The 25,068-nt window shown below is 62.2% G+C and carries 34 protein-coding genes, 1 tRNA gene and 2 pseudogenes; 16 read left to right on the forward strand and 21 right to left on the reverse strand.

What is annotated here, in order from left to right:
* Window positions 1-129 (forward strand): annotated as a pseudogene (locus tag AC1DBN_RS14925) (IS30 family transposase); the annotation flags it as partial.
* A 92-nt stretch (window positions 130-221) separates the two neighbouring features.
* On the forward strand, window positions 222-911 hold the full coding sequence (locus AC1DBN_RS14930) for an SDR family NAD(P)-dependent oxidoreductase (protein WP_477723538.1): 690 nt from the start codon (window positions 222-224) through the stop codon (window positions 909-911).
* Between the two features lie 775 nt (window positions 912-1,686).
* On the opposite strand, the gene AC1DBN_RS14935 is transcribed toward AC1DBN_RS14930, so the two are convergent.
* The 3 genes from AC1DBN_RS14935 to AC1DBN_RS14945 all read right to left on the reverse strand — a co-directional run bounded on the left by AC1DBN_RS14935 (window position 1,687) and on the right by AC1DBN_RS14945 (window position 4,056).
* Window positions 1,687-2,619 (reverse strand): leucine-rich repeat domain-containing protein, encoded by a 933-nt coding sequence (locus AC1DBN_RS14935; protein WP_477723539.1) that lies wholly within the window; start codon window positions 2,617-2,619, stop codon window positions 1,687-1,689.
* Between the two features lie 542 nt (window positions 2,620-3,161).
* Window positions 3,162-3,404: a hypothetical protein gene (locus tag AC1DBN_RS14940; protein WP_477723540.1), complete on the reverse strand. Its 243-nt coding sequence runs from the start codon at window positions 3,402-3,404 to the stop codon at window positions 3,162-3,164.
* Between the two features lie 94 nt (window positions 3,405-3,498).
* Window positions 3,499-4,056: a hypothetical protein gene (locus AC1DBN_RS14945; RefSeq protein WP_477723541.1), complete on the reverse strand. Its 558-nt coding sequence runs from the start codon at window positions 4,054-4,056 to the stop codon at window positions 3,499-3,501.
* A 390-nt stretch (window positions 4,057-4,446) separates the two neighbouring features.
* On the opposite strand from AC1DBN_RS14945, the pseudogene AC1DBN_RS14950 reads away from it, so the two are divergent.
* Window positions 4,447-5,027 (forward strand): annotated as a pseudogene (locus AC1DBN_RS14950) (recombinase family protein).
* An 81-nt stretch (window positions 5,028-5,108) separates the two neighbouring features.
* Here AC1DBN_RS14950 and AC1DBN_RS14955 read toward each other — a convergent pair.
* The 4 genes from AC1DBN_RS14955 to AC1DBN_RS14970 all read right to left on the reverse strand — a co-directional run bounded on the left by AC1DBN_RS14955 (window position 5,109) and on the right by AC1DBN_RS14970 (window position 6,437).
* Window positions 5,109-5,360, reverse strand: coding sequence for a hypothetical protein (locus tag AC1DBN_RS14955; protein ID WP_477723542.1), 252 nt, complete (start codon window positions 5,358-5,360; stop codon window positions 5,109-5,111).
* Entirely contained in the window at window positions 5,342-5,488 is a 147-nt protein-coding gene (locus tag AC1DBN_RS14960) for a hypothetical protein (protein ID WP_477723543.1), read from the reverse strand. Before AC1DBN_RS14960 ends, AC1DBN_RS14955 begins: the two co-directional genes overlap by 19 nt.
* Window positions 5,489-5,528: 40 nt before the next feature.
* Window positions 5,529-5,984, reverse strand: coding sequence for a DUF4304 domain-containing protein (locus tag AC1DBN_RS14965; RefSeq protein WP_477723544.1), 456 nt, complete (start codon window positions 5,982-5,984; stop codon window positions 5,529-5,531).
* A gap of 189 nt (window positions 5,985-6,173) precedes the next feature.
* Window positions 6,174-6,437 carry a hypothetical protein gene (locus AC1DBN_RS14970; protein ID WP_477723545.1) on the reverse strand — a complete coding sequence of 88 codons (264 nt, stop codon included), beginning with the start codon at window positions 6,435-6,437 and terminating at the stop codon, window positions 6,174-6,176.
* Window positions 6,438-6,662: 225 nt separating this feature from the next.
* Between AC1DBN_RS14970 and AC1DBN_RS14975 the strand changes: the two genes are divergently transcribed.
* Complete coding sequence (locus AC1DBN_RS14975; protein WP_477723546.1) at window positions 6,663-6,869, forward strand: hypothetical protein; 207 nt, start codon at window positions 6,663-6,665, stop codon at window positions 6,867-6,869.
* An 18-nt stretch (window positions 6,870-6,887) separates the two neighbouring features.
* Here the strand turns inward: AC1DBN_RS14975 and AC1DBN_RS14980 are convergent, their stop codons facing one another.
* Window positions 6,888-7,034, reverse strand: coding sequence for a hypothetical protein (locus tag AC1DBN_RS14980; RefSeq protein ID WP_477723547.1), 147 nt, complete (start codon window positions 7,032-7,034; stop codon window positions 6,888-6,890).
* A gap of 315 nt (window positions 7,035-7,349) precedes the next feature.
* Here AC1DBN_RS14980 and AC1DBN_RS14985 point away from each other — a divergent pair, with 315 nt between their 5' ends.
* From AC1DBN_RS14985 to AC1DBN_RS15005, 5 genes are read left to right on the forward strand one after another with little or no spacing between them, the layout of a single operon-like run.
* A complete protein-coding gene (locus tag AC1DBN_RS14985) occupies window positions 7,350-7,748 on the forward strand; it encodes a hypothetical protein (protein ID WP_477723548.1) in 399 nt (132 codons plus the stop codon).
* A complete protein-coding gene (locus AC1DBN_RS14990) occupies window positions 7,735-8,160 on the forward strand; it encodes a DUF6228 family protein (RefSeq protein ID WP_477723549.1) in 426 nt (141 codons plus the stop codon). The genes AC1DBN_RS14985 and AC1DBN_RS14990 overlap by 14 nt, the downstream gene beginning before the upstream one ends.
* 50 nt (window positions 8,161-8,210) lie before the next feature.
* Entirely contained in the window at window positions 8,211-8,795 is a 585-nt protein-coding gene (locus AC1DBN_RS14995) for an SMI1/KNR4 family protein (protein ID WP_477723550.1), read from the forward strand.
* Entirely contained in the window at window positions 8,785-9,486 is a 702-nt protein-coding gene (locus tag AC1DBN_RS15000; protein WP_477723551.1) for a helicase associated domain-containing protein, read from the forward strand. The genes AC1DBN_RS14995 and AC1DBN_RS15000 overlap by 11 nt, the downstream gene beginning before the upstream one ends.
* Window positions 9,483-10,250 carry a barstar family protein gene (locus tag AC1DBN_RS15005; RefSeq protein WP_477723552.1) on the forward strand — a complete coding sequence of 256 codons (768 nt, stop codon included), beginning with the start codon at window positions 9,483-9,485 and terminating at the stop codon, window positions 10,248-10,250. Before AC1DBN_RS15000 ends, AC1DBN_RS15005 begins: the two co-directional genes overlap by 4 nt.
* Before the next feature lie 24 nt (window positions 10,251-10,274).
* Here the strand turns inward: AC1DBN_RS15005 and AC1DBN_RS15010 are convergent, their stop codons facing one another.
* Window positions 10,275-10,673, reverse strand: a complete 399-nt coding sequence (locus AC1DBN_RS15010; RefSeq protein WP_477723553.1) for a DUF4259 domain-containing protein — start codon at window positions 10,671-10,673, stop codon at window positions 10,275-10,277.
* 62 nt (window positions 10,674-10,735) lie between these two features.
* Window positions 10,736-11,137 carry a hypothetical protein gene (locus AC1DBN_RS15015; protein WP_477723554.1) on the reverse strand — a complete coding sequence of 134 codons (402 nt, stop codon included), beginning with the start codon at window positions 11,135-11,137 and terminating at the stop codon, window positions 10,736-10,738.
* An 85-nt stretch (window positions 11,138-11,222) separates the two neighbouring features.
* On the opposite strand from AC1DBN_RS15015, the gene AC1DBN_RS15020 reads away from it, so the two are divergent.
* The 4 genes from AC1DBN_RS15020 (at window position 11,223) to AC1DBN_RS15035 (ending at window position 13,619) form a co-directional block, all read left to right on the forward strand.
* Entirely contained in the window at window positions 11,223-11,507 is a 285-nt protein-coding gene (locus AC1DBN_RS15020; protein WP_477723555.1) for an immunity protein Imm33 domain-containing protein, read from the forward strand.
* 47 nt (window positions 11,508-11,554) lie between these two features.
* Window positions 11,555-12,094, forward strand: a complete 540-nt coding sequence (locus tag AC1DBN_RS15025) for a hypothetical protein (protein ID WP_477723556.1) — start codon at window positions 11,555-11,557, stop codon at window positions 12,092-12,094.
* A 297-nt stretch (window positions 12,095-12,391) separates the two neighbouring features.
* On the forward strand, window positions 12,392-12,883 hold the full coding sequence (locus AC1DBN_RS15030; protein ID WP_477723557.1) for a hypothetical protein: 492 nt from the start codon (window positions 12,392-12,394) through the stop codon (window positions 12,881-12,883).
* A gap of 109 nt (window positions 12,884-12,992) precedes the next feature.
* Window positions 12,993-13,619, forward strand: coding sequence for a hypothetical protein (locus AC1DBN_RS15035; RefSeq protein ID WP_477723558.1), 627 nt, complete (start codon window positions 12,993-12,995; stop codon window positions 13,617-13,619).
* Window positions 13,620-13,700: 81 nt separating this feature from the next.
* Here AC1DBN_RS15035 and AC1DBN_RS15040 read toward each other — a convergent pair whose 3' ends face one another.
* The 6 genes from AC1DBN_RS15040 to AC1DBN_RS15065 all read right to left on the reverse strand — a co-directional run bounded on the left by AC1DBN_RS15040 (window position 13,701) and on the right by AC1DBN_RS15065 (window position 18,274).
* Window positions 13,701-14,171: a hypothetical protein gene (locus tag AC1DBN_RS15040; protein ID WP_477723559.1), complete on the reverse strand. Its 471-nt coding sequence runs from the start codon at window positions 14,169-14,171 to the stop codon at window positions 13,701-13,703.
* 241 nt (window positions 14,172-14,412) lie between these two features.
* Entirely contained in the window at window positions 14,413-15,141 is a 729-nt protein-coding gene (locus tag AC1DBN_RS15045; protein ID WP_477723560.1) for a PspA/IM30 family protein, read from the reverse strand.
* A gap of 73 nt (window positions 15,142-15,214) precedes the next feature.
* Entirely contained in the window at window positions 15,215-15,733 is a 519-nt protein-coding gene (locus tag AC1DBN_RS15050; protein ID WP_477723561.1) for a hypothetical protein, read from the reverse strand.
* Window positions 15,734-15,801: 68 nt separating this feature from the next.
* Entirely contained in the window at window positions 15,802-16,161 is a 360-nt protein-coding gene (locus AC1DBN_RS15055) for a hypothetical protein (RefSeq protein ID WP_477723562.1), read from the reverse strand.
* The gene (locus AC1DBN_RS15060) at window positions 16,158-17,396 is read right to left on the reverse strand and encodes an ABC transporter permease (protein ID WP_477723563.1); all 1,239 of its coding nucleotides are present in this window, start codon (window positions 17,394-17,396) and stop codon (window positions 16,158-16,160) included. Before AC1DBN_RS15060 ends, AC1DBN_RS15055 begins: the two co-directional genes overlap by 4 nt.
* Window positions 17,396-18,274, reverse strand: a complete 879-nt coding sequence (locus tag AC1DBN_RS15065) for an ABC transporter ATP-binding protein (RefSeq protein ID WP_477723564.1) — start codon at window positions 18,272-18,274, stop codon at window positions 17,396-17,398. The genes AC1DBN_RS15060 and AC1DBN_RS15065 overlap by 1 nt, the downstream gene beginning before the upstream one ends.
* Window positions 18,275-18,637: 363 nt before the next feature.
* Between AC1DBN_RS15065 and AC1DBN_RS15070 the strand changes: the two genes are divergently transcribed.
* Both AC1DBN_RS15070 and AC1DBN_RS15075 read left to right on the forward strand, forming a co-directional pair.
* On the forward strand, window positions 18,638-18,919 hold the full coding sequence (locus tag AC1DBN_RS15070) for a hypothetical protein (RefSeq protein WP_477723565.1): 282 nt from the start codon (window positions 18,638-18,640) through the stop codon (window positions 18,917-18,919).
* Between the two features lie 8 nt (window positions 18,920-18,927).
* The gene (locus AC1DBN_RS15075) at window positions 18,928-19,704 is read left to right on the forward strand and encodes a GIY-YIG nuclease family protein (RefSeq protein ID WP_477723566.1); all 777 of its coding nucleotides are present in this window, start codon (window positions 18,928-18,930) and stop codon (window positions 19,702-19,704) included.
* Between the two features lie 70 nt (window positions 19,705-19,774).
* On the opposite strand, the gene AC1DBN_RS15080 is transcribed toward AC1DBN_RS15075, so the two are convergent.
* The 4 genes from AC1DBN_RS15080 to AC1DBN_RS15095 all read right to left on the reverse strand — a co-directional run bounded on the left by AC1DBN_RS15080 (window position 19,775) and on the right by AC1DBN_RS15095 (window position 22,652).
* Window positions 19,775-20,707, reverse strand: a complete 933-nt coding sequence (locus tag AC1DBN_RS15080; protein WP_477723567.1) for an endonuclease NucS domain-containing protein — start codon at window positions 20,705-20,707, stop codon at window positions 19,775-19,777.
* A 248-nt stretch (window positions 20,708-20,955) separates the two neighbouring features.
* Window positions 20,956-21,228, reverse strand: a complete 273-nt coding sequence (locus AC1DBN_RS15085; protein ID WP_477723568.1) for a hypothetical protein — start codon at window positions 21,226-21,228, stop codon at window positions 20,956-20,958.
* 122 nt (window positions 21,229-21,350) lie between these two features.
* Window positions 21,351-22,484, reverse strand: a complete 1,134-nt coding sequence (locus tag AC1DBN_RS15090; protein ID WP_477723569.1) for a tyrosine-type recombinase/integrase — start codon at window positions 22,482-22,484, stop codon at window positions 21,351-21,353.
* Between the two features lie 86 nt (window positions 22,485-22,570).
* Window positions 22,571-22,652, reverse strand: a tRNA-Leu gene (locus AC1DBN_RS15095).
* Between the two features lie 205 nt (window positions 22,653-22,857).
* On the opposite strand from AC1DBN_RS15095, the gene AC1DBN_RS15100 reads away from it, so the two are divergent.
* The gene (locus AC1DBN_RS15100; protein ID WP_050684085.1) at window positions 22,858-23,463 is read left to right on the forward strand and encodes an ANTAR domain-containing response regulator; all 606 of its coding nucleotides are present in this window, start codon (window positions 22,858-22,860) and stop codon (window positions 23,461-23,463) included.
* Between the two features lie 94 nt (window positions 23,464-23,557).
* Here AC1DBN_RS15100 and pyk read toward each other — a convergent pair whose 3' ends face one another.
* Window positions 23,558-25,048, reverse strand: coding sequence for a pyruvate kinase (gene pyk, locus AC1DBN_RS15105; RefSeq protein WP_314213354.1), 1,491 nt, complete (start codon window positions 25,046-25,048; stop codon window positions 23,558-23,560).
* Between the last annotated feature and the right edge of the window lie 20 nt (window positions 25,049-25,068).

Here is a 25,068-nt window from a genome sequence, read left to right on the forward strand (position 1 = left end):
GGCACCGATCTGAGCATCCATAGCGCCGCAGACCTCGACTGGGTCGCCCAGGAACTCAACGACCGACCACGCAAAAGACTAGAGTTCAAGAAACCGATCGAACTGATCGAAAATCTCCTGTTGCAATGACCGCTGGAATCCGCCGATCCTTTACCGGGCACTTGAACTTGGTTGCATGCGACGTGTTCTAAGGCGGGCGGCTCCTCGACTAGCCTGACTTGATGAAGAAACTGGTGGTCGTCACGGGCGGGAATCGTGGATTCGGCCGGTCATTGGTGGAAGAGTTCTCAGAGTTTGGATGGAGCGTCATAGCTCTTTCGCGATCCCCTTTAGAAGCGGGTAGAAGCTTGGATGGGCGGGACGTGACTTTCGTGCAACACGATGTACGGTCGGCGCCTCGTCGTGAGTTGACGCAAGCGCTCCAGGGCCGCCCAATTGACCTGCTTATCAATAATGCCGCCCAAGGGGCGCCAAGCGCAGAACTCGGAGCAATCGACGCTGCAGGCGTTCTTAACGCCTTGGACGTTAATGTGGCCGGCCCTCTGCGCCTAGCGCAGTTCCTACTACCCAACCTACTTGCGGCCGCCGAACCGATCATCGTGAACGTGACCTCACGGCTTGGATCTCTTAGCGCCCAAGCCAATGGTGACTTTTCCCAACTTTCAACCAGTTACGCCTACAAGATCTCAAATGCCGCGCAGAACATGCTTACAGTGTCACTTGCTCAAGACCTACAAGGCCGCGTGCGGTGTTGGGCCCTGCATCCGGGGATATTAGCGACCTCGATGGGACAACGTGATGCTTCGAAGAATCCTCGGACTGCCGCCAAGGAGCTGCGGGAACTTGTCGACGCCGGCGATCGGTCCTCACCGCGCTTCTGCTCCTTGGGCGAGGACGACCTTATTTGGTAGCCCTTAACTAGTCCGCTAGCCGATCCTTCACTGGACATCAAGTCGGTCCGCCCTACCGCCCCTCCGGCGTCGCCAATAACGTACAAGCAGGGGCAGACACTACCCCCGACAGCCCTCGGCGGATATGGTCGGACGGAAACCAGTGCCTCTGCAAGCCCTGATTGGTCGTGATCAGCATCGAAACCGTTCTACTTGTTTCGCTAATCGTCCTGCTGGGACTCGTTATGATCCTTGCCTCCGGCCCTCTAGCAAGGGTTGGCGCGAAAACCAACTTTCTATTGCCTGAGAATGAGGTGACTGCGTACCAGCGACGGAAGAAAAGGCGTGCGCAGCAATCCGGAGCACTAACTATCGCTTTGGGACTCTTGGTCGGCGTCTATTTTTTGTTCAGGGCCACATAATCGATCCTCTTGCAGGGTGAGGTAGAGCCCCTCGCGAGCAGCCCAGCATGCTAGATAGTTTGGAACCGTAGGAATTTGAGATGCCTGGGTTATGAAAAACTGCGGATTCACTGTCCCGTATGAGGATCCTCATCCGGACATCTCTCCCTTGTCCTACTCAAAGCATCCTTCTCGGAGCAGAGCCAGGCTAGCGGGACTTGCAACCAATTCGACGACGCCCTTGTCCGTGTTCAGCGCGATGATCCGTCCTTTTGGAAACAATCCCCAAGGAGCCTTCGTTGGTTCAGCCAAAGGAGTTGGCGCCGAATAGCCCTCAATCGACCCGGTGGCAGGGCCGGTCGGCAATGGCTAGAACATCAGGTATCTGTGACAGGCTAGGGTTTCGCCGAACGTGAAGAGTGTTCGATGCCGAGTTGTCTCTTGATTTCACTTACTTGCGGAGAATAGTGACGCCTGTTGGCGATGCTCAGCTTTTGAAGCTTAGGAAGTGTGAGGAGCGGACTGAGGTCACCGTCAACGATCCGGGTCGACTCGGAGAGATGCAGCTCCCGCAGTTCAGGCATCCCGGTTAGCGGCGCAAGTGAAGGAAAGTCGCCGCTATTGGCCAGGTTAAGGATCTGGACATTTTTGGCGTTGACTACGTCGTCTAATGCGGGAATCTTCTTGCAGGTATCGAAGTGCAGCTCGCGAATTGATTGCGCTGTCGGCTCGGTCCGAAGCGCAGAGGCATCTTCAAGCTTGGGCGCTAGGAAAATCCCGAGAGTTTTGAGTTTTGCGAAGGATCCCAGGCCCTCTAATGACCGCAGTTGGGGGTACTGTTTCATGCGAAGCCTATTCAACGACTCCGCGGCCGCCAACGGTGCCAGGTCAACCGGACTATAGCTCTCGAGATAGAGGTCAGTAAGTGATGCCAAAGCCGCTTGCTGGTCTCTGATGAAGCCCCAAGAAATTGAGAGCGACGACAGGCGCGGCAACATACTGACATCAAAGGTACCAACAGCGGAGGGATGAGTAGCCGGCAAGCTCAAGGTTGTTAGGTGCTCCGCCATGCGACTAATCGGTGCGAGGTCTGTTATCCATCGGGCAGTCACTATCAAACGCGACAGGGGCCATGGCTGCAGGAACTCCAGGTCAGGTTCGGCAAATCCATGCGCGCCAATCAGCGCCAGCTCATGGACGCGGCCGCTTTGGACCAGTGACTCCATCTCCGTGTTCCACTGCCCATGGACAAAAAGGCTGAGGCCTTCGGGCGTTTCTGCGAGTGAATACCCGTCGTAAGGAACAGTGTCTTGCGGCAGGATCGACATGGGTCTCCGTTTCTGTCTAAGGCAACTCTAGGTGGCCGGCCTTTGCACGGTGGTCTGCCTTCGCACGGTGCCTACTGAGGCGCGATGCCGGTCGGTTGCCCAGGCTGCCTTTAGCTGTCCACATCTGGGGTCAATTCGGGTTATCCACGGCTTTTTAAATTGGGAGCCTTTGGGTAGCTCCCATCGGCGTCCAGGATTGGGGGCGGAGAGCAATGAAGTTTTGGATCCTCCCATTAAGCCCAGACCTGCCCGCAAGCCGATCGGCTACCGGGCGCAGACTACTGGGTAAAGGCCAGCACGAGCGCTAAACCACCGATCAGGAGAACTGCGCAGCCCAGGAATGTAACGAACTTTGCGACCGGGACTGGCCCAGTCTGCGTCGAGGGCTTCCTTCCTTGGGACTCATACCGCCTGCTCGTAGCGGCGAAGCGGGCTTTGACCATGTCGTGTGCTTTGGAACGGAAGCTAAGGATGAGGACGCCGAGGAGTAGGAACAGGACGCCGAGTACGAGCGCGGCGATATTAAAAGGAGCCAAGGATAATCACCAGTTCAGGTTGAGGAGTGAGAGGACAATGCCGACCAGACCGACGACGACAATGCCCGCACCGGTCATTCCCATTCGCCCGGAAGTCGAGTTCTGGGCCACTCTGTTGCCGGTCTTGCCAAATACTGCCCGCTGCGCATTTGCATTCGTGTCCGCCAAACGAGCCCGGTAAACCAGGATCACGATGCCGATCACGACGCATACGACCCCACCGATGAAAGCCGGCCAGAATATGGTCATTCGTTATTCCTCCCCCAAAGTGCCTACGAGTTGGAGCACAGTTGAACGGATCATATCCTTTACCGGTCATGACTTCCGGTCCTGTGGCACCTGCTCAGGGGTCTGGTATTGGATTGGTGAAATACCGTGTGTTCAGGAGCGCGAGGCTTGCACGGTCGGCGGCTAGCTGGAGTGTTTTGTTCTCTGAGGTGATGGTGGCTATGAGTCCTCCGGGAAAAACGGTCCAAGGGGCTTTTTCGAGATCTCCGACGAGCGTGGGCGCGGGGTAGATTTCCAGTGGCCCTGCAAGGGGCCCATTCTCACCTGCCCCCATCTGGAAGATGAGCCGGCTTGGCTCTGCCCTTGCATAACCTCGAGCCCATCTACTCCGAAGCCCCGATCCAGGCTCTCTGTGGGCGCATTCGAAAAGTCCTCGTTCGGTGTCCTGAGCCTTGCGCTTCCTCCGCCTTGGGGCAACCAAAAAGAACTGGATTGCGGCTGTCATACCGATGCCGGAAGTGAGCACGATGACCCATGCAGGCCACAAGCCCAGGGCAGCCTGCAGCGGAGCATAGAAAATGCCGGCCAGGACGAACAGCGGCAGGGCACTGATGGTGTCATACACCTGTTCCAGCCGGCTCTTGGGAGTCGGGTCCAAATCCGGCTCGCGCATGGGAAACCTGCTTCCTGCTAGATCGGGTGTACCCAGTCAGCCACCAATCTGCTCTCATGGAAAGACCCTTGTGGGTTTTCTACCCGATCTGTCTCTCCCCATGAGGACTCAGTAATGACTGATGAACTTGCCGGGTGCAGCGCTTTCTAAAAACGGCGTGTTCGAGAGTGTGTAAAAACGAGCTGCAACGCGCCCGTAAGCCGGTCGTTCACCGGGACAATCCGGTCCTGAACTGGGACTTTGCGAAACCGACGTTCAAGGTGTCCCGTATACCCTGCCCGATAAATTGCCCGGTGAAGGTGCCTTATACGCTCCACCCGGATCCGTCTCGAAACTTTCTGCTTGAATAGGCGCACAAACCATTAATTATGAGACACGTTGGAGGCAGGCGTGTCGAAACTTATTGGCTATGCACAGTTTCGACGCGGCAGCAGTCCACGGACCCACAGCAGGCGGATCTACTGGCCGCCGGCGTCCGAGGCGATGACCTCTACGTCGACCAGGGTGTCTCCGGAGCGCGCGCGTCGCGACCACAGTTCGATCGAGCACTCGACGCGCTCATGGGGGGTGACACCCTCGTCATCACGACTTTGGACCGGCTCGGGCGATCCACTCAGAACATGCTTGCCCTCGCCAACGAGCTCCGCAGCAAAGGCGCCGGCCTGCGCGTACTGAATTTGGGCGGTGGCGACGTCGACACAGCAACCCCGGTTGGCTCTATGTTGTTCACAATCATGGCCGCCCTCGCTCAGATGGAGCACGAGATCAAGCGCGAACGCGTCACTGATTCCGTAATTAGACGAAGAGAAGCTGGCAAGGACCTTGGAGGCAGACCCCGCCGGGTCACTGATAGTCAGATCAGAAGCGCTGTTCGCCTGGTGAAGGGTGGCGAGCCCGCTACGCAGGTTGCCCGGGATCTCGGAATGTCCCGAGCGACGTTCTATCGGCGATCACGAGCGCTTGCTGACTAGCAGGGCGACAAAAAGCGCCGCAAAAAGACCGCCATTTACCGCCAACAGTCACACAGGAGCGCGTGACGCGAAGTCCGGTTCTCAGAACTCGATCAGGTCGTCGATGGCGGAGTGTAGCCAGGCGTTGAAGTCGTCAAATTCGCCTCTGGCTTCCCAGCCCGGTGAGGCCCAGTCATGCACGAGGGCAATCTTGCCGGTGTCCAGGTCGAAGCAGACGCAGTCGTCGTTGTCCTGGCGTTTGGCGAACAGCAACAGGTGCCGCGTCACGTACCGTTTCCGGAGTCCGGACTGCAGGGCGCGCAGATGATCCCCGGTCAGGATCCACCATGGCATGGTTCAAGTTCGAAGAGCTGCAGCTCGACCAGCCGGAGCAGGCCGCGGGGGTAGGTGAACCCTTCCGGCAGTTCCTCCGGGGTGAACAGCAGCGTGTCTGCAGATTCGTCAATGGGAACGGTCTGCACGGGCAGAGGCCATCGCTGTAACCAGCGTGGCCGCCGGGTGTTACCGGCGCTCATTTGCCGACGACTCCTGGGCACGCAGCCATGGGACGCCGTGGTTACGGATGCCGTCCACAACGGTGCCGACAACTTCCGCAGTGGGGCCGTTTGCCCGGACTGACAACCACGTATCGGTACCCGAGACGAGAATTCCCAAACGTTGCCACGTGGTGAGGGGACCTCTTACGTTTGCGCTTGGCTTCTCGCCTATCCACGCGTCTGTCTCATATTTGGCAGCCCACGCCTGGCGGTCGACCGCGGACAGGTTCACCGTGAAGCGCACCTCATCCGCGGTACTGGACGTCGATTTCTGCAGCCCCAGCAGCAGCCAATGCGTGTCCGACGGGAGTTCAAACCGAGCGCCGCTGCCACGAAACCCCATGCGGCGCAGCTGAGGAGCCAGCTCCTCCTTGACCATTGAACGAAAATGGTCCTGCGCAGTCGTTCCGGCTTCACTCATGGCCAGAGCCTATCGTGGACCAAGAAGGCCTGAGGATGGTGTCACGGGGGCTTGCCCTGGCGATGACCTTGCGTCCGTAGTCCTAAGCATGCTTACAATAACTGCATTCGGATGGGGATCCGGGTGAGGGGAAGCGAAAAGGGTGCGCTCAGTAAACGGGCGCACCCTTTCCCATGTCCGGCCTCTGCGCTATTCGAAGAGTTCGACGCGTGGTTGGCCCTGTACCCCGCCCCGTTCCATGGCCTCCTTCAGGTCAGCCCTTCCGAAGAACGCGCGGGCAGTGTCCAGGTCGGCAAAGTGGTGGATAACGAGGACATTGTCGGGGTCATCGACCATTCGGTGGACCGACTGCTCAGTCACTCCGCCTTCCTTCTGCATGTCGCCCACGGAATCGTAGAGTTTCCGCCATGCGTCGTAGTCGGCGACGCGGTGCAGGATGTGCGCAACAGTCATAATGCTGCTCCTATGAAGCGTGCCGGGTTGTTCGGTCGGCCCGCCGCGGTAGCTGCGGCCGACCCGAACAGCGCGACTCAACCTTTGCGGCGGCCCGGGAGTGGGCCGTCAATGGCTGTCCTACTCCCGTCCGGGCCACCGTGTCAACGGACCCGGACCACAGCGATATGTACTCAACCGGGGTTGCGCCGAATCCCTGAGGTCCCGCGGTCTTAGATTTTGGCCATGCGCCCCTTAGCAGGAATCTGTCTGGTGCTGCTCACCGGGATCGCCTGGGCGGTTACCGTCCTGACGCTGCTGGTTGTGCTGGCCAAGTCCCGCCGGCCGCCGGCGACCGAATCCAGTGACGCCCCGCCATCGGATCCCGTCGCATCCCTCGCAGCCATGGAAGGACGCCCTGGAAGGCCCTCTACCAGTTACGACCGCCGGTAGGCTCATGCCATGGGGGAATCAGAGGAGCTGCAGGTACTGCCCGAAGGGTGGGCCTGGGAGGGTTTGGCCGGGCCCGAGCTGGCGTGGATAGGTGACGGTTTCCTGGAGGATCCGGTCGACGGCCCACTGCCCGATGGCTTCACGAAGAGCACTTGGGTCCTTCATGCCCAGTTTTTCCGGCCTTCCGATGTGCCCTCGGAGCCTAAGCCCGATGATCCGGATTCGATGCCGGGCTTCGGTTTTGGCGCGCATGCTCCCGATGGGTGGCAGCGGATCACTTGGGCTGAGACTGCTTCGCTCAAAGCTGTGCCCCTGCGCGGCCCTGCCTCGGACGACGGCCTGGAGATTCCACCCTGCTTCAGGTGGGAGGCCCTGCTGAATGACAGGGATGCCGGCCATGACATACACCCAGGCGCGAAGCGTGACACTTCGGTCTGGCCGACGGAGGGGTCGTTGGGGAAGGCTGACCTGGAAGCACTCGTGCCGATCCTCGCAGCGCACACCGGTTCAACCCGCATGCGCGGCAGGTTCTCACCGGTCACCTCACCCCTTGAGGACGAGGCCATGCCGACTTTTACCTTCGATCTCTCAACCATGCTGTCCTCCATGCTGGCCACTGGACGGCAGGAGTTCAGCCCGGAGCTGTGGTGGCCTGAAGACCGGGCGTGGTTGCTGTGGACTGACACGGACCTGATGGGCACCAGGGTGTTTGGCAGCAAGGAACTCCTCGATGACCTGCGCGCCGCCGCTGACGTCGAGACGCTGGACTGGCACCGGGTGAGGGTGCGGCTGCCGTCACCACCACGTCCGCCGAGCCGTCTGCAACTGCGGGCGAGGGCCCTTCTGGCCGAGCAGGAAGCAGACGATGGACAGAGTTGAGGTCGGGGGTCCTCAGGAGCGCGTCATCTTCACCGAGGTGCAACACGGAACCAACGGCGTACCGTTCAGCATGCTGGTTGCCGTGGAACTCGGGGGCCTCACAGCCGGTCGAGAAGTGGCATCCCATTACGTGAGCGGTTTCGATGACCTGGTGCTGTTCTTCGTCGACCTGGCCGAGAACTGGCGGGGCTGGGACGGGGAACGGACCTACGAGTCGATGGAACACGACTTCCTACTGGTGGCGCGCCACACCGGAAGCCACGTCAAGCTGAGCTTCACGCTCCAGGATCCCTCCTTTCCGGAAGAATGGTGCGTCCGCGGCACGGTGACCCTCGACGCCGGCGAAGAGCTCAGCCGCGCCAGCGAAGACATCCAGGACCTGTTCACGGCTTCACATGGGACTTCCTCATAAGGCGTATGTTGCCGGGCGCTCACGTCATGCCAGGCTGCTAGGTTCGTTTCATGCCAGCTGATCTGAGAACGTCCCTCGATGGCATTCTCGCGCACCTCGTGACGCTTGACCGGCCCGTCACGCAGGTCTTGAAAGACGGCCTTCCCGAGGGACATGCCGCGAGCAGGGCATCCGGTGCCGGGCTCGTACTGCCCACCGACGTCGCCAATCTCTACGAATGGCGCGACGGAACCCTGGACTATCCCGGCGCAATTCTCGACGACATCCACATCATCCCGGGCTTCTACTTCCCTAGCCTCGACGAGGCACTAGCAAACCACGCAGTCTTCCGCGACGACACCCGGTGGAACCCGGCGTGGCTGCCGCTGCTGGCTAACGGGGGTGGCGACTTCTTCGCGGTGGACTGCTCCGGCAACCCCGGCAGCTGGGGGCACGTACGCCACTTCATGTTGGGCGACCCAGAACACCACGTGCTGTACCTGACCGTAGCGTCGATGCTTGAGACCTTCGTAGCAGCCTTTGACCGCGGAATCTTCTTCCTGCACCCCTCCGGCTACCTTGACGCGGACGACGAAGCCTACGCGGCGCTGGCACGGTCCATGAACCCGGAAGCGCGGGGCTGGGATGCCTACTAATCGCACGGACGAGGCGCGGGTCGCATCGCCCAAGCGAGCCGCCCCGGACCCGGAGTGGGTGCAGATGTACCGGCAGGGCACGACAACCTCGATGATCGCGGTGGCCGCCGGCGTGGCCGAATCCACCGTCCGCTATCACCTGGGTATCGCGGCCAGCCAGGATGCCCGCCTCAGATCCGCCCACCGGGCAGCTGCGCGGCCAACAGGACCCCGCATTACCGCCGCCGGCCGACAGAACCTGGCCGATGTCCTGGCCCTCTACCGGGCCGAGGGCCGACTGCCGACCAAGCGGACCGCGAGGGAGCGGGCACTGGCGATCTGGCTGGCCCGCCGACGGGAGGAAGCCGCGGCGGGTGTCCCCTCCCCCGACTACGCCGCGGCGCTGGACGAGATCCCGGACTGGCGTACCCCGCCCACCAAGCAGGCCGATGACGCCGCCCGCTGGAACCAGCGCCTGGACGAGGTGGCCGCGTACCTGGCAGCCGGCAACCAGCTGCCCCGCCACAACAAAACCGAGGACAAAGATGAACGCACCCTTGGGGTTTGGCTGCACACCCAACGCATCGACTCCCGTGCCGGCCGGCTGACCGCCACAAGGGAAGCCCGGCTCAACGAGAAGGTCCCCGGCTGGAGGCAGGGTAGACCCCGTGGTGGCTACAAGGATCGGCAGAACGAGGCGGTAGAGCGGTGACGTGGACGGAAGCTTTGCAGCAGGTCGAGGGGAAGCTCAAGCCACTGCCGCTGGACGGTGATCACCGCGCCGTAAGCAACGCTGTCGCCGGTTGGGCCGTGGCTGGTTTCGCCGTGCGGGTTCTTCGCGGCCGAAGGATGCAAACAGCTGCGGACGTGTTTGACGAGTTCGCAGCGGCACTGCAGTTCCCGCTCTACTTCGGCTACAACAAAGACGCCTTCGATGAATGCATCTCCGACCTCGACTGGATACCCCCGGGCAAGGGCTACGTTCTGATCATCACCGAACCAGACCAAGTCCTGGCCGACGAACCACAAGCCTCCCTCGGATGGTTCATCGACGCGCTGAGCACCGCTGCCGACACGTTCGCTCAGTCGATCGATTCCGGCGAATGGTGGGACCGGCCGCCGGTACCATTCCACGTCGTCCTAGCTGGAACTGGCGATGTTCTGCAAGCCGCCCTGCGGTGGGCCGGGGTCGGTTTCACATCGACAGCTGTTTCAGTGCATGGCGAGGTGGGCGAGGCAACGTCCGCGTTGGACGAGTTCCTGACCGGAGAATTGAACGATTTCATCCGGCGACAGCTGCTTGCAGCCATCGAGCAGCTGCAGGCCGGTCGGCGCTATTTCAACTACAACACCTTCAACGTGCTGCTCGACGCCGACACTGCGATGGCCACAGTTGAGGACGAACTCGACGCGGGCCGACAAAGCACCATCCCACTTGGCCAGTTCGAAGAGCTCGTTCGGGCCACCGTTATCTGAGGCTCACGCCCCTCCAACGGGCGGCTACCGCAGGGCGGTGCGCAGTCGTTCGGCGAGGTCGTCGATGGATTCGCGCCATTCGGGTTGGTCGGCGTCGTCCCAGAGTTCTGCCAGTTCGGATTCCTCCCCCGCCACCCGGGACACCGTCTCCAGGGCCAGCTCTACGTCTTCGGAGGTAATTCCCCGTCCGTGCGCGGTCACCCAATCGGTAACGTTCTCCGGTAGGTCACCGGGCGGGTTGCCTTGGCTGGCGGAGATGACCTCGGCGGCCGCGACGGCGACGCACCCCTCCGGCGCCTCCACATAGCCCTCCCCTGCCTTGGCCAGCGCGGCGCGGACAACCTCAGTCCCGCCGGCGTCGAGCTCGTCCAGCCAGTCCAGCGCGTCGTCGTTCTCAAACGGCAGGTAGCCCCATGCACCCATCAATCGCCCCTTCTCGGTTTCCGGTGACACCATGATCGCAGAGTGGACCGCACCATGACCGATTAGAACTTCCACACGGCTTTCGACGGCGGCGGGCCACACGGCGAATCCTTCACCGGAGGATCCCAGGGGATGGGGTCCAGGGTTTTGTCGGCCACGACCGCCTGGGACGCTGTGTCGTAGCCCATCAGCCGCACGGCGCGGACTCCGATCCGCATGGCCACGGTAGTGTGCATCGCGGCACTGTAACGATGCCCGGCCGCGTACTGGGTGCAGGCGTCCTGGTCGGCCCGGTCCAGACATGTCACCTCATATTCGAGACCCGCGGTTCGAGGAAACATGGTGAAGTCCAGCTCCAGGATGCTGTACCGCATCATCGCGTCGCAGGAAGCATTCCCGCACCCGGTCAACAGGGACCCGGCCACCAGCATCGATGAGAGTGCATACCCCGTTGACCGCCCCATGGCTTCACCCTAGACCGGAGCTCAGGGGCGCGGTCCGGGCTGTGGAAACTGTTAGGGCACAATTGCAGGCACGGGGGATGAACTGTTGGAGGTACTGGGCGCTTCCGGCTCTGTCATCAGCGGCGAACTGGACTGGCCGCTGCAGGGGCTCCGGCACCCGCCCGAAGCCAACACCTCCGGCTGGTATGTACGGACCGGCGAATTGTTGCCCTACGCGGACTTCTTCCAGCCCTGGCATGCAGCCCACCTGGTCGAGCGCTGCCCGCAAGGTGAAAGTCTCCTGCAGATGCCGCCCGGTTCACGGTTCCTGCTCGCTCCCGGTTACGTGGACGTTTGGGATGACCCGGCATTGCTGGACCTCAGCGACTAGGATTCAGGGACGTCCCGCCAAGCCATTGCCCACGTAGAGTTCGGTGCATGAAGCTTTCCGACCTCTTCCTTCACCAGATACTGGGCTTACCCGGAGAACCTGAACACAATCCATTGACCATTGGATGGATCTTCGAGGACGCGCAGCTCTTAGACGTACGCATAGACGTACTCCACTCAGCTGTTGGTGTTTTGTTCGAGATCCGCTCGTCCTATCTTCCCGGTGAGCTCGACATTCAGTCCCTGAACTGCGGGGTCATGATCTTCCGCAAGACGTCAGCGGTGACGTGGACGAACTCTGACCCCAAGGACAGGCCAAACCCACAGGTATGGCCTCTGAATGAATGCCAGATTGAGCAGTTGCCCACCGGTGTGAAAGCGCATCCAATTGGAGAAATCAATGGGATGGATCTAATCGCCAACGCCGAATCCGTAGAGTTCTACGCAGGCAGACTCCCTGCTCTCCCTGACGACATACCCAGCTACCCTGACCACCTCGATGTGACCGGACTCGTTCCCGGGTGGGACATGGATTTCTCCCCAACGAACGTCTGGACCCTAGGGCCAGCAGCTTCCAAATCAGCCTGACCTCAGGGAAGGACTTCCGCGATATTGCATGAAGCTTCGCTGTAAGCGCCGCTAGAATGGGCCGGGTAAGGACGGATTGGGGGATCCAGGACGGCTGCGGCCGTTGTTCCGCTGGTCGGTCGCTGCCAGCGAACCAAGGATGCCATGACCTTCTTCCAGGACCTGCCCGCACCAGAAGAACCCCGCCGTGGCAGGACCGTCAGGTACGTTCCCCCGGCCTGGGCGGGTGCGCCGGCCCATGAACTGCCTGCAGTTGTTCACATCGGGGAGTTCCTGTACCGCAGCCAAAGCTTCATCATGGCCGTCGAGATGGCGAAGGTGTATTCGACCGGCTGCTCCTTTGACCTGACGTGGACACTGCGCCGCGCTGGGGAAAGCGACAAAGAGTGGGCTGAGCTGAATGGGGCATTTTTCGGTCACCCGCACAGCATTCAGGCCATAGAACGACGGCCCTTCGCCGCCCTTCTCTTCGGTGTTCAACTGGCCGACGGGACCAAGTCCCGGGCGGATTTAACCATGCACGGACGCTATCCTCCGGGAAGTGGGCAGCAGCCGGAGCCGCCGGTCCTCATCCTTCGAGGAAACGGAGGCGAAGGCGGCGACGACGAAATGGCCGGAAGGGGCAGCCTGTGGCTTTGGCCGTTGCCCCGGGCCGGAGACTTCCGCCTCGTAGCTCAATGGACCGACATGGGCATGCCCGAATCTTCCATCACCCTCGATGGCGCGCAGCTCAATGAGGCCGCAGCAGGTGCCCTGAAGTACTGGGTGGACGAAAGCGGACAAGGATGATGGACCCGGGCAGCATTGCCCCGACCCATGTCTTCGCGCCGGACACCTGGGGAATTGTCGACTGGGCCTCGACCAGGTGGGCCGCTAACCCCGACGTGAGCGGATTGACGTGAACCAAAAAAAGGAGCCGTCGTGGCCCTCGAGCGAAGTCTGGCCGTGGGTGGTCGGTATCCTCGTGGTGACGGTTTTTGTGCTCCCGTGGGCCCTCATGGAGGTGGGCCGCTGCGTCGATTACGCGCCCGGCTACGGAGAAAGCTTCTGTGAAAGCGGCCCAGTCATCGGCCGTCCGGCCGCAACGATCGTAGGAGCGGCGTCAGTTCTCCTCATCCTCTACTTCACGTACCGGATAATCGGAGTCCTCGTCCGGCGGAGAAGGATGGGCCGCCGCGAAGCGGCACTGAAGGATCTGTTGACGTTGAGTCGGCCCGTCACCGACGTACGGAGCAGCATTGCCGGCAGCAGCCGAACTGCGGTCGGACCCGTCATCCTCACTGTCCACCACATCCAGCACGTGTTGGAACTCTACGTTGCCGGAGACCTGAACGATGCCGCCCTCGAGGAATGGGCCGAAACTGTCCATTCACTGGATGACATCAGGTTCGATGCCAATGACCGGGACCTCATCGCCCAAGCAATCTTCGAACTGTCGACCCCAGAGCTATTCGAGCCCCTGCCTACAATCGCTGCCAAGTGGCGCGTGAGGATGACCTCACTCGGGAACGGAAAGCAAGGATAACCCCGCGTGGCTTCCTCGCCCTGCTCTTCCCTACCGACAATCGGCAACAGGCCCCACTGGTTCCATCAGACTTGCCAGCGCCTATGAGGATGACGCCTCGACGGCTTCCCGAATCCTCTGGAGCGTTTTCGGTCTTGCCGCGATCTCGATGACTCCGCCGTCTGAGTCGACACTGACGATCTGGAAACCGGGCGGCACGTCATGCCTGTTGTCGACACGGTCTGCGTACCGCGGCGCTGAAATGGTGCCAATCCCGGTCAAGGCCTTGCTGCGGCCGGTAGGCACCAGGTCCTCGTAGACGGCCGGTTGGAAGTCGATCCGGCCTGGCCCCGGATCGGCGATGCCCATCTGCCAGATGGTACTGAGAGAACCCGGTCTCGCACCGGGATAGCGCAGGAACATGAGCGCCTGTCCCCGCTCATCGAGCCTGGCGTCGGTCTTCCGGAACCGCCTCTGCGCGAACAGTGTCATTGCTGCGACCGCCAGCCCGTAGAAGATGCCATTGATCGCTGCAAAGCCCGCGTTGCGTCCAAAAATGAGACTGACGCCCAACCATAGGCAACCAGTGGCAACCCCGACCAGGAGGGCGTGCAGAATCGGATGCCTTCCGACCCACTCTCTCCATGCCGGCCATCCGCCCCGCGTTGACCCTCCGGCAGATGTTGGCTTGTTCATACCCGGCCGCGCCCCGGGTAGGGCTGACTCCACATAGTCCGATCCAAGCGGCAAGGTGCAGGTCAGGCAAGGCATTCGACCATCCTTGATCGAACTTTCAGTAACGCGGGCGCCACCTCTAGTAGTCGATGGACTTCCGGTCCATGGATTTGAGCGCGGCGAGGCGTGCTTCCACCTCAGTCTGCTCCCCGAGGTCTTCGAGAGAGGCGAACTGGGCGTCCAGGGATGAGGCGGCGAGTTCCTGCTGGCCGCGGACTGTGGCTTCCTGGCGGCGGATGTTCTCCTCGTACCGGCCAATGGCTGAGGTCGGGTCGCCGGCGTCCAGGGCTTTGAGGGCGTCGTTGACCTGGGTTTGGGTGGCGGCGACCCGGGCACGGTTGACCAGCTCGTTGCGCTTGGCGGTCAGCTCGCCGAGCTTGCCGCGCATCTGCTCCAGACCGCTCTTCAGCTTGTCGACGACCTCGTTCTGCGCAGCCAGCCCCGGCGCCTGGGCCTTGGCGGTGGTCTCGGCGGTCATCTGCCGCTGCAGGGCCAGCCGGGCGAGGGCATCAAACTTGTCGGCGTCCGCGCTGTTGCCGACGGCCCGGAATTCGTCGGCCTTGCGGGAAGCTGCGATCGCCTTGTTGCCCCAGGAGTTGGCTTCGTTCACGGCCCGGTTGTGGTCGTCCTCGGCCATCCGGAGGTTGCCGATCGTCTGCGCGATCGCGGCCTCGGCTTCACGGATGTTGTTCGAGTAGTCGCGGACCATCTGGTCCAGCATCTTCTGCGGGTCCTCCGCGGAGTCCAGGAGGGCGTTCAGGTTGGCCTTGGCGAGCTGGGCGACGCGGGCGAAAATACTCTGCTTCACGAGGGTCTTTCTATCGGTGGAATTTGCATCCTATGTGTGCGGCAGGGGCGGGTGCCAGTACCGGAAGTTGGCTTCACCGGTCGGTTCCTTCCTGCTCAACCGTCAGGGCCTTTGCCCCGCACAGGAGCTGCGCCTTGTTGTTGGTATCGAGCCGACAATCCTGGTCGGCCACCCGCGGCCAGCCGCCGAGCTCATAGGCTCGGCGTGCCCACTTGTAGTGGAACTCGTCCTGCTGGGTGTAGATGTCGACGCTGTCACCGTCGAAGCCGTCTTGGACGAGGAGAACTGACTGTCCGTCTGCCGCCGTGACTTTCACATCGTCGGTGACCCCCACCGTGCCGATGATCGCGAAAATGAGCATGATGCCGAGGTACGGTAGCGACGCGGCTGCCGCCAAACCCGTGATCCAGCCGACGGTGCGCCGCAAAGCCTTTCTGGTGATTCGGCCGATGAGGGTCGGGACCAGGAACATCAGGCTCCCGGCGCCGGCGAAGGATGCCAGGATCATCAGCCCGTAGACGGCGTTCGATGCCCGTACGCCGATGTAGAGCAGCAACCCCTGGTCGGCAGCCTGGCTGTCCGCCGTGTTCACTACCATTCCGCAGGCGGCGATCACCACAGCAGCGACAAGAAGGGTTAAGCCCCAAGCCTCACCGCGCCTCACGTGCGTCCAGGCCAGGCAGCAGTCGACCTATCAGCCCGTTTCCGGGCGTCCTCTATGGTCTGTGCCACCGCGACGTGGATGACTTCCAGCAGCGCCAGGGCCAGCATCACCAGCAGGGTCTCGAAGGCGAGGATGAATTCGATGAGCCCTCCGGAAGTGTCGCGCCTCCACTCGGAGGGGGCTGTGTTGCTGGCCTGGACGCCGAGCAGGACGAACACCACCACGGTGACCGCCAGGCCGCCGAAGAGGGCCCAACGGGTGTAGCGGTAAGCGCCCCCCTTTCCCATCGCATGAAGACCGACGTGCCCCAGCCAGAGATCGCCGGCGATCACCGGCACCACCAGGAACGGGCTCACTTGGCAGCGATTTCGTTGCGGCGGAAGGTCCCGGCGATGGAGAGTTTCTTGCCGTATTCGATGGACCCGTAGCGGAACAGGTGCACAGCAAGGCGCAAGATGAGGATGCCGACGACGAACAGTTCGGCGATGACGATGCCGGCCTCGACCGGGCTGAGGGTGCCGAAGCCGTTGCGGAGCATTGCGGTGACCGGGGCGGTCAGCGGGAAGTACGTGAAGATCTGCACTATGAGGGCTTCGGGGTTGGAGATGACCAGGCTGAATGTGTAGAAGGGGATGAACATCATGGCCATCAGCGGGCCGAAGATAGTGCCGGCTTCCTTGGCGGTCGGCATGACCGCACCGATGGCGACGAGGACCCCGGTGAAGACGGTGAACCCGCCGAGCAGGAGCAGCGCCCCGGTGATCATCGGGCCGGGTTCGAAGACGAGGGCGGACAGGTCCATGTCGGGCAGGGCCAGGGAGTCACGGAAGAACAGGTAGGCGAGCCCGACCGGGGCGAGGAACACCAGGATCTGGACGAGCCCGACCATGAACAGGGAGATGATCTTTCCCGTGATCAGGGTGGTCGGGTTCAGCGTGGTCAGGATCATCTCCGTGACCCGGTTTTCCTTCTCCTCCAGGGTGGAGTTCAGCATCTGGTTGGAGAGCAGGATCATCGAGATGTAGAAGACCACCAGGAAGAGCAGGGGCGGGATCACCCCGCCGATGCCCGCGGCGACCTGTCCGTCCTTGAAGGTCTCGGCGTCGAACTTCACCGTGTCCGTCAGTGCGGCTGTCAGTTTCGGTGAGCCGACCTGGTACTCGGCGGAGGCCTCCAGCAGCTGCTTGGCGACGGCCTCATACTTGCCGTTCTCGAACATGCCCACGTCCGCGCCGTAGATGTTCACCGGCTCCGTCGTCGGGTCGGCCGGGTATTGGAAGTAGGCCTCACTGGTCCCGTTCCTCACGGCCTCGATGGCGGCCTCCGGGTTGTCGGTGTAGGTGCCGCCGGCGGCCTTGGCGCCGGGGGACATGATGATCCCGGACGCGTCGCTGTACGTGAAGGCGAAGCGGGCGCTCTTCTGCGCCTCCGCACTGTCCTTGGTGCTGGAGTTGGAGGCGAACACCAGGGCGAAGACCACGATCAGGATGACCGGGATCGCCAGGGTCGCGATGACGAAGCCCTTCTTCTTGATGGTCCGGGTGAATTCGAACCCGATGACGGTGCCGAGATTGTGCCGTGCCAGTGCCATTACGCCTCCGCCGGTTCGTTCTGGTCACCGTAGACCTGGAGGAAAATCTCATCCAGGGAAACCCTCGCCGGGGTGAAGGACTTCACGGCGACGCCGGCGTCCACGAGCTCACGCAGGACCGCGGCCTCCCCCGCCCCAGGCCGGGGTGCCAGGTCGGCACGGCCGTCACTGTCCGAGACGACGTCGTAAAGGTTCGAGGACGGCAGCGCACCGTCGTAGACGACCCGGTAGACGGTCCCGCCAAACTGCTCCTGGACCTCGGTGACGGTCCCGTAGGCGCGGGAGACTCCGTCCTTGAGGAGGATGACCCGGTCGCAGAGCCGTTCGACCTCTTCCATCTGGTGGGTGACCATGATGACAGTCGCCCCGGCCCGTTTCTGGTCCTCGATGATGTCCATCAGGAGCCGCCGGTTCACCGGGTCGAAGCCCTTGGTGGGTTCGTCCAGGATCAGCAGTTCCGGGTCGTTCATGATGGTCACCCCGAGCTGGACCTTCTGCTGCTGGCCGCCAGAGAGCTTGTCCAGCCGGACCTTGGCCTTCTCCGGAATCCCAACCCGCTCGAGGTAGGATTCGGACCAGGACCGGGCGGCGGCCTTGGACAGGCCCTTGAGCCGGCCGAAGTAGACCATGACGTCCAGGACGGGTTCCTTCTTGTACAGGCCGCGCTCCTCCGGCAGATACCCCAGCCGCGCACCGTCCCGCGGTTCGAAGACCTTCCCGCCGATATGCAGCGTCCCGGCCGTCGGCTGGTAGATGCCCAGCAGCGCCCGCAGGGTCGTGGTCTTCCCCGACCCGTTCGACCCCAGGAAACCGAACGTCTCCCCCGCCCTCACGTCAAACGACAGGTCCCGGATGACCGTGGTGTCCCCGAAATCCATCCGAAAATCCTTGATGCGTACAAGCGGCTCCACCGCGTCCCCCAAACTCATGGATTGAAGCCTATCTGCCACCCGAACCTTCCTTTGATCGAAGGCATGCGTAGGCGATGTGGTTGCTGACGCGGGATGATGGCCTTTACCTCTCCCCTGAATAGTAAGTAGGCTTAGTTTTAGATGGGGTGTGGCTCTAGCAATGGGACGCACCTCATCGTGCAGCCTCTGCCCCGCAGACGTACCTACGTGTCCCTGGGCCGCCAAAACGAGCATTTGGTACACGAGTGCGTCCGGGAGGATTCCGTAGCGCAGGTGCCTCCCCAGCCGCCGTTGGCTCCTCGCTTCTCTGTTTGCTCCTAGACTGTCGCCATGACCACTGCCCACGCCCACTTTCGTGATGCTGTATCGGCTTGCTTGATCGCCCATGACCTCCTCGGCGTCCTGGACCTGGGCGCGCCGGAGAACGAATACGACCCCGAGGCGGAAGACTTCACGCGGCTGCTTGTGGCCGGGGAGCCGGTCACGGCCGAGGTCGTCGCAGCTGTCTGGCACAAATGGTTCGGGGACCCGGGCCAGCAGGCGCCGGCTCCCACGCAGGAGATGGCAGCGCTGGCTGCCGATCTGCAGGCCATCGCCCTGGCGGGACGGTAGAAGCCCCGATGGCACCGTCTTCGTCCTCAGCCGTCGAGCATTTCGGTGAGCTCGTCCGCCCTGGCAAGTACGGGCTGCGCCTGACCCGTGAGATGTACGCCCTGGCGAACAAGAGGTCCTCGACCAGGATCCCGGAGCACCTGCTCACGGATGAGCTGCGGGCTGCACTCCGGCCACATTTCGAGGACGATGATCTGACCATCCGCACGGACGAATACTGCCGACGCCACCGGGAGAAGGCGCTGGAGAACTTCGACCTGAACATGGCCTTCCTCGCCTCGATCCCCCCGGAGACCTTTGAGGACGCGCTGCAGGAGATGCTGCGGAAACACAAGCGGATGCGGCCGGTGACCGACCTGAAGGCCCTGGATGGCGACTGGGGCGCGTACGTGCTGGTGCTGGACGACTACCGGCAGGCCTACATTGGGCAGGCATGGGATATGCGGAAGCGGGTCAAGGCGCACTGGACCGGCACCAAGCAGTTCGACCGGCTGCTGTGGGGCGGGGTCGAAGAGTCGGTGATGTCCATCGACTCTTTCCGGCCCTTGGACACCACCCGCATCTTCGCCTGCAAAACGATGCACTACGACGCACTGGAGACCCGGCTGGTGAACACCTTCCCGCCCGATTTCCTGCTCAATCGCATCGGGGGCGGCGCGGTGAGCGGAATGCGCGGCGTGTTTATCGCGGCCGAGATGAAGCGCCGGCAGCTGGTGGCACCGCCTGGTTCCGGCCAGCAGAGGCGCAAACACTCAGCCGTCGCTCAGGAACCGCCCCTAGAGTGAGGACAGGGCCGGCGGCGGGGACGCCCGTCTGAGACCGTGGGTGTTCCACCCAGCCGCCGCCGGCCATCACTCACTCCGCTTCGTCGAGGTGGAATTCGACCCGGTACTTCATGAAGCGGATGTTCCTCGTCATGGACAAGGCCCGCTTGATTCGCAGGTCGTCCTCCTGGGCGATGATGACTCCTTCTACGCTCTGGCCGGGCTCGAGCAACGCGTCCTGTACGTAGCCCATGTAGCGCTGAATCTGGCCGACTACGGCGTCACTGGCCCGCCCCCGCTTCAGCTCGACCACCAGGAGCCGGGTCCGGTCTTTGCTGATCGCCAGGATGTCCATCGGGCCGGTGTCCGACGGGTACTGCTGGCCAACCGCCTGCCCGTCCTCTGTGTAGATGTCGTATTCCCGACCCAGCGATGTGCTGGCCCAGTTGTGGACCAGGAACTCTTCGAGCTGCTTCTCCAGCTGGAAGGCCAACTGTTCCTGCACTTCTGAAGCGATGGCCTGAACCACAGGCTGGCCCGTCTCGGTGAGCTGGGTGAGGCTGGCCAGTTCTGCGGCGTGGGCTTCCAGCTGGAACACCGTCATCGGCACCGCGGCGGTGGACGCCAGGGTCGGGCTCATATCGTCCCGGTTAATCGAGCCCTTCCAGTCCACCGGCCGCCGGTGCGGCAGGTCCGTGCCCGGATGGTATTCGTACCCGCCGGTCACCAGGCCGTACTGGTAGGTTCGGTCAGGCTTCGGCGCCAGCACCAGATCCCCGACGGTGATGCCTTCGGAAGCGGCCCAGAGGTTCCCCATCGCCAACCCCACCGACACCCGCGTCTTCTCCGGGTGCATCTCCTGGTAGATGCCGTTCATCGCCTCGCGGAACACCTCCGCTCCCCCGCCCAGGTGCGGCCGGATGTCGTAGTCACCGATGAAGTCCACACCCAGATACGCGCTGCGGATCATCTCATCGGCGAACTGTCCGCCGCGGCCCTGCCGGACCACCCATGCTGTCGTCATTGCTCTCCCAAAATCCATGGCCCGTTATGGGCTGCAGTTGAAGGTATCAATTCAGGGGCACGGCGCGACGATTGACACTAGCGACTTGGGTGAAGTGCGGGAGAATAACGTATGCCCGATCGCAGAGCTCCTGAAAAGACTCCGGTTGCACTCGGTGACCAGCCGAGTACAGAGGAACGAGACGCTTTGCCACAAGTTCAGGCGGCCACAGTGGATCCAGACGACTTGGCGATTTGGATCGCGGCTGCTCAGCTCACCGGGGTCAATCTGGCCTTCGACCGTGTCCCGATGAGCCGCTGCTTGGTCAGGGGCTGGCCTTCCAAGAGCGGTGAACCTGCTTTGCCGGGAAGAATCTCACTCAACTTTGCGATTTCCAGGATGTGCTCCGAAGTGAAAACAATCTTCCCCTTTCCCCAGCATGCGTGAGGGAAGCGTCCGCTGGTCGCGCCACCGCGCAGCCAGGACTCCGTGCAGCGCATCAACGCTGCTGCTTCGGCAGGCTCAAAAAATTCGATGTCCACGGCGTCTCCCAAGGAAAGGTGCAGGTTTCTCAGGTTCATGCCCGTCGGGGGGACTCGCCAACATGACTAAATGTCTCATCCGCAGGTGAGGAAGCCCCTGAAGGAGATCGACTGCACGCTCGCTATAGCCGCTGGAAAGCCGTCACGGACCGCTCAGTGGCATCGGCACCCACCTGCAATGCCTCGGGCATCAGGTGACCGTACACCTGCTCAGTTGTCTTCGTGGAGGTGTGCCCCAGCCGGCGCGAGATCGTAAACAGCGGCACGCCGTCCGCGATCAGCCAGGACGCATGAGTGTGCCGCAGATCGTGAATTCTTGGGTTCTTAGTCAGGCCGATCGCGTGAGCCGTGCGAACGGCAGGGACCCAGTAATCGTCCCAGTAAAGCTTATGAACGATCCGGCCGCCCTTGGGTGTCATGAACACCAGGTCCTTCCCTGGCCGGCTTGCCACCAGCGGGATCAGCAGCTCCACCAGCGCCGGGTTGAGCCCAATGGTCCTCTTGCCAGCACCCGTCTTTGTCGCACCAACATAGAACTGGTTCTGCCCATCCCGTTTCCAGGCCTTGTTAATCCGAGCCGTGGGCGGTTTCGACAGCAGGTCCACGTCCGCAACAGTCAGTGCAGTGGCCTCTCCAAAACGCGTGCCGGTCATGACCAGGAAGTCCGTGAAGGCCTTGTACCGCTCGCCCATCCCCTCCATGACCAGCCGGTACTCGGCGTGCGTCAGGAACATGGCCTCATCCTCAGCCTTCTCAATGTTCGGCAGCTGCACACCCCGACAGGGATTGCGACTTATGTAGCCGAGCATCTCTGCAGTGTTCATGGCAGCCGATATCAGACCGTGGATATTGTGGATCGTCTTCGGCGCCTTGCCCTTGGCCAACATCGACTTAACCCAGTGCGCCATGCCGCGATAGTCAAGCTTCTCTACGGGGACATGACCGATGACTGGCCGGATGTGAAGATCCAGCATCGTCTGATACGTCTTGATCGTCCCGCTCGAAGGTCGGACCAGCAGGTCGATGTGTTCCTGGATGACTTCTGCCACAGTAGGAGAGCGCTTTTCATTCGTCAGGATGACGTGCTGGGCCAGTTCGAAAGACTGACCGTTGGCGTCCAACAACCTTTTGAGGGTTTCTGCCTCTGTCAGAGTCGTAACGGTTAGGCCCTGCGAGGCACGGGTCTTCGGGTCCCGCCAGCAAACCATGTAGGACGGTGAACCGTCCTTTCTGGAGCGTTTGCGGATCCTGGCCATGAAAAAATGCTACGCCGCTGTCCACAGTTTGGGCGTTTTTGTCCACACCCAGCCGTCTAATTCGCCTCTGACCTGCGGAAACACTGTGCCCGAGGTGGGACTCGAACCCACACACCTTTCGATACCGCATTTTGAGTGCGGCGCGTCTGCCAATTCCGCCACTCGGGCGCGGAATACGTGAAGTCCAGCGGGTACGCCCACAGCTGATTGTGAGCAACGCGATCGCTTCACGTACGCGGAATTACTCTACATGCAGATAGGCTGAAGTCCAGAATCGCGCCGCCGTTGCCGCAACCGACCATGCAGGCCAAGTAATAACCGCGGTGGCACCTAAGATAGTGATGTCCCGCCGTACCCCTCCCAAGGAGATCCCGTGACTGAACAGACGGAGTCCAAATCCACATCCCAGCCGGCGCGCCGCGTCATTGTGGCTGAGGATGAAACCCTCATCCGCCTCGACATCATCGAGATCCTGCGCGGCGAAGGCTACGACGTTGTCGGCGAGGCGGACAACGGCGAAAAGGCCGTGCAGCTGGCCGAGGAACTCAAGCCGGACCTGGTCCTGATGGACGTCAAGATGCCCGTCATGGATGGAATCTCCGCTGCTGAGAAGATCGTCAAGGCACGCATCGCGCCCGTCGTGCTGCTGACCGCCTTCAGCCAGAAGGAACTGGTTGAGCGTGCACGTGACGCCGGCGCCATGGCCTACGTCGTGAAGCCCTTCACGCCCGCGGACCTCATCCCCGCCCTCGAGATAGCGCTCTCCCGCCACGAGGAGATCAAGGCCCTCGAAAGCGAGGTCTCCGACCTCCAGGAGCAGTTCGCCACCCGCAAGCTCGTCGAACGCGCCAAGAGCCTGCTCACCACCAAGATGGGCCTCACCGAGCCCGAGGCCTTCCGCTGGATCCAGAAGACTTCCATGGACCGCCGCCTCAGCATGCGTGAGGTCGCCGAAACCATCATCAACCAGGTCAACTAGCCGGGGCCAGGCCCGGAGCGATTACGACGACGGGCCGCACCAAAGCGAAAAGGACCCCTGCCAGCCGGCAGGGGTCCTTTTCCGTTCAGAAGGACTAGGCCTTCTTCTTCTTTTCCGGCCAGGGGCCGAGCTTTTCCTTGTTGCTGGTGACTTCTCCCCCGCGGATGGAGTCGGCGAGGTCGCCCACCTTGTGCACCTTCAGCGAGTTCGTGGAACCGGCTTTTCCGGGAGGGGACCCGGCGGCGATGACCACCAGGTCGCCGTCCTCAACGAGCCCCATGTCCGAGAGGCTGCGGTCCACCTGCGCGGTCATGGCGTCGGTGTGATCCACCATCTGCACCAGCACCGGCTGGATACCCCAGGTGAGGGCCATCTGGTTCCAGACCTGCTCCACCGGGGTGAAAGCGAAGACCGGCTTGATGGGACGCAGGCGGGACAGGCGGCGGGCCGAGTCACCGGACTGCGTGAACGCACAGATGTACTTGGCGTCCAGCTGATCGGCGATTTCGACGGCGGCACGGGTGATGGCGCCGCCACGGGTCTTGGGCTTGGTCCCCAGCGGGGGAACGCGCTCCAGGCCGTGGACCTCGGTGGATTCAATGATCCGGGCCATGGTCTTGACGGTTTCGATCGGGTACTTGCCCACGCTGGTCTCACCGGACAGCATGACGGCGTCCGCACCATCGAGCACTGCGTTGGCGCAGTCGGAGGCCTCGGCGCGGGTGGGGCGCGGGTTATCGATCATGGATTCGAGCACCTGGGTGGCCACGATGACCGGCTTCGCCCAGCGGCGGGCCAGCTCGACGGCGCGCTTCTGCACGATGGGAACTTCCTCGAGCGGCAGTTCAACGCCGAGGTCGCCACGGGCCACCATAATGGCATCGAACGCGTCGATGATCTCGGAAAGCTGGTCCACGGCCTGCGGCTTCTCGATCTTGGCGATCACCGGCACGCGGCGGCCTTCCTCGTCCATGATCTCGTGCACACGAACAATATCCTGCGCGTCGCGGACGAACGACAGGGCGACCAGGTCCACACCGCGGCGCATGGCCCAGCGGAGGTCCTCCTCGTCCTTTTCGCTCAGTGCGGGAACGTTGACAGCAACGCCGGGCAGGTTGATGCCCTTGTTGTTGGACACCATTCCGCCGACTGTCACTTCGGTGACTACCTTGACGTTGTCCACGGCCGTGGCACGCAGCGCCACTTTGCCGTCGTCAATCAGCAGTGCGTCGCCCACGTTGACGTCTTCAGTGAGACTCTTGAGCGTGGTGGAGCAGATGTCCTTGGTACCGGGAACGTCCTCGGTGGTGATCGTGAAGACATCCCCAACGGCCAGGGCGTGCGGACCGTCAACGAAACGGCCCAGGCGGATTTTGGGACCCTGCAGGTCGGCCATGATGGCAACCGGTTTGCCCAGGTCCGAAGCGGCCTTGCGGACGTTCTCATAGGTGTTGTCATGCACGGTGTAGTCGCCGTGGCTCATGTTCATGCGGGCAACGTCAACGCCGGCTTCCAGCACCGCGAGGGTGTTCTCGTAACTGGCGATGGCCGGACCGAATGTCGCCACAATTTTTGCGCGTCTCATATACCTACCCTATTGGTCAC

This window comes from Pseudarthrobacter sp. 10T415 (genome assembly GCF_056394175.1).

Excerpts from the sequence above, each read along its gene's own strand:
- AC1DBN_RS14930 (WP_477723538.1), top strand. The coding sequence starts at position 222 with ATGAAGAAACTGGTGGTCGTCACGGGCGGGAATCGTGGATTCGGCCGG.
- AC1DBN_RS14935 (WP_477723539.1), bottom strand. The coding sequence starts at position 2,619 with ATGTCGATCCTGCCGCAAGACACTGTTCCTTACGACGGGTATTCACTC.
- AC1DBN_RS14940 (WP_477723540.1), bottom strand. The coding sequence starts at position 3,404 with ATGACCATATTCTGGCCGGCTTTCATCGGTGGGGTCGTATGCGTCGTG.
- AC1DBN_RS14945 (WP_477723541.1), bottom strand. The coding sequence starts at position 4,056 with ATGCGCGAGCCGGATTTGGACCCGACTCCCAAGAGCCGGCTGGAACAG.
- AC1DBN_RS14955 (WP_477723542.1), bottom strand. The coding sequence starts at position 5,360 with ATGCCATGGTGGATCCTGACCGGGGATCATCTGCGCGCCCTGCAGTCC.
- AC1DBN_RS14965 (WP_477723544.1), bottom strand. The coding sequence starts at position 5,984 with ATGAGTGAAGCCGGAACGACTGCGCAGGACCATTTTCGTTCAATGGTC.
- AC1DBN_RS14970 (WP_477723545.1), bottom strand. The coding sequence starts at position 6,437 with ATGACTGTTGCGCACATCCTGCACCGCGTCGCCGACTACGACGCATGG.
- AC1DBN_RS14975 (WP_477723546.1), top strand. The coding sequence starts at position 6,663 with ATGCGCCCCTTAGCAGGAATCTGTCTGGTGCTGCTCACCGGGATCGCC.
- AC1DBN_RS14980 (WP_477723547.1), bottom strand. The coding sequence starts at position 7,034 with ATGAAGGACCCAAGTGCTCTTCGTGAAGCCATCGGGCAGTGGGCCGTC.
- AC1DBN_RS14990 (WP_477723549.1), top strand. The coding sequence starts at position 7,735 with ATGGACAGAGTTGAGGTCGGGGGTCCTCAGGAGCGCGTCATCTTCACC.
- AC1DBN_RS14995 (WP_477723550.1), top strand. The coding sequence starts at position 8,211 with ATGCCAGCTGATCTGAGAACGTCCCTCGATGGCATTCTCGCGCACCTC.
- AC1DBN_RS15000 (WP_477723551.1), top strand. The coding sequence starts at position 8,785 with ATGCCTACTAATCGCACGGACGAGGCGCGGGTCGCATCGCCCAAGCGA.
- AC1DBN_RS15010 (WP_477723553.1), bottom strand. The coding sequence starts at position 10,673 with ATGGGTGCATGGGGCTACCTGCCGTTTGAGAACGACGACGCGCTGGAC.
- AC1DBN_RS15015 (WP_477723554.1), bottom strand. The coding sequence starts at position 11,137 with ATGGGGCGGTCAACGGGGTATGCACTCTCATCGATGCTGGTGGCCGGG.
- AC1DBN_RS15025 (WP_477723556.1), top strand. The coding sequence starts at position 11,555 with ATGAAGCTTTCCGACCTCTTCCTTCACCAGATACTGGGCTTACCCGGA.
- AC1DBN_RS15030 (WP_477723557.1), top strand. The coding sequence starts at position 12,392 with ATGGCCGTCGAGATGGCGAAGGTGTATTCGACCGGCTGCTCCTTTGAC.
- AC1DBN_RS15060 (WP_477723563.1), bottom strand. The coding sequence starts at position 17,396 with ATGGCACTGGCACGGCACAATCTCGGCACCGTCATCGGGTTCGAATTC.
- AC1DBN_RS15065 (WP_477723564.1), bottom strand. The coding sequence starts at position 18,274 with ATGGATTTCGGGGACACCACGGTCATCCGGGACCTGTCGTTTGACGTG.
- AC1DBN_RS15070 (WP_477723565.1), top strand. The coding sequence starts at position 18,638 with ATGACCACTGCCCACGCCCACTTTCGTGATGCTGTATCGGCTTGCTTG.
- AC1DBN_RS15075 (WP_477723566.1), top strand. The coding sequence starts at position 18,928 with ATGGCACCGTCTTCGTCCTCAGCCGTCGAGCATTTCGGTGAGCTCGTC.
- AC1DBN_RS15080 (WP_477723567.1), bottom strand. The coding sequence starts at position 20,707 with ATGACGACAGCATGGGTGGTCCGGCAGGGCCGCGGCGGACAGTTCGCC.
- AC1DBN_RS15090 (WP_477723569.1), bottom strand. The coding sequence starts at position 22,484 with ATGGCCAGGATCCGCAAACGCTCCAGAAAGGACGGTTCACCGTCCTAC.
- pyk (WP_314213354.1), bottom strand. The coding sequence starts at position 25,048 with ATGAGACGCGCAAAAATTGTGGCGACATTCGGTCCGGCCATCGCCAGT.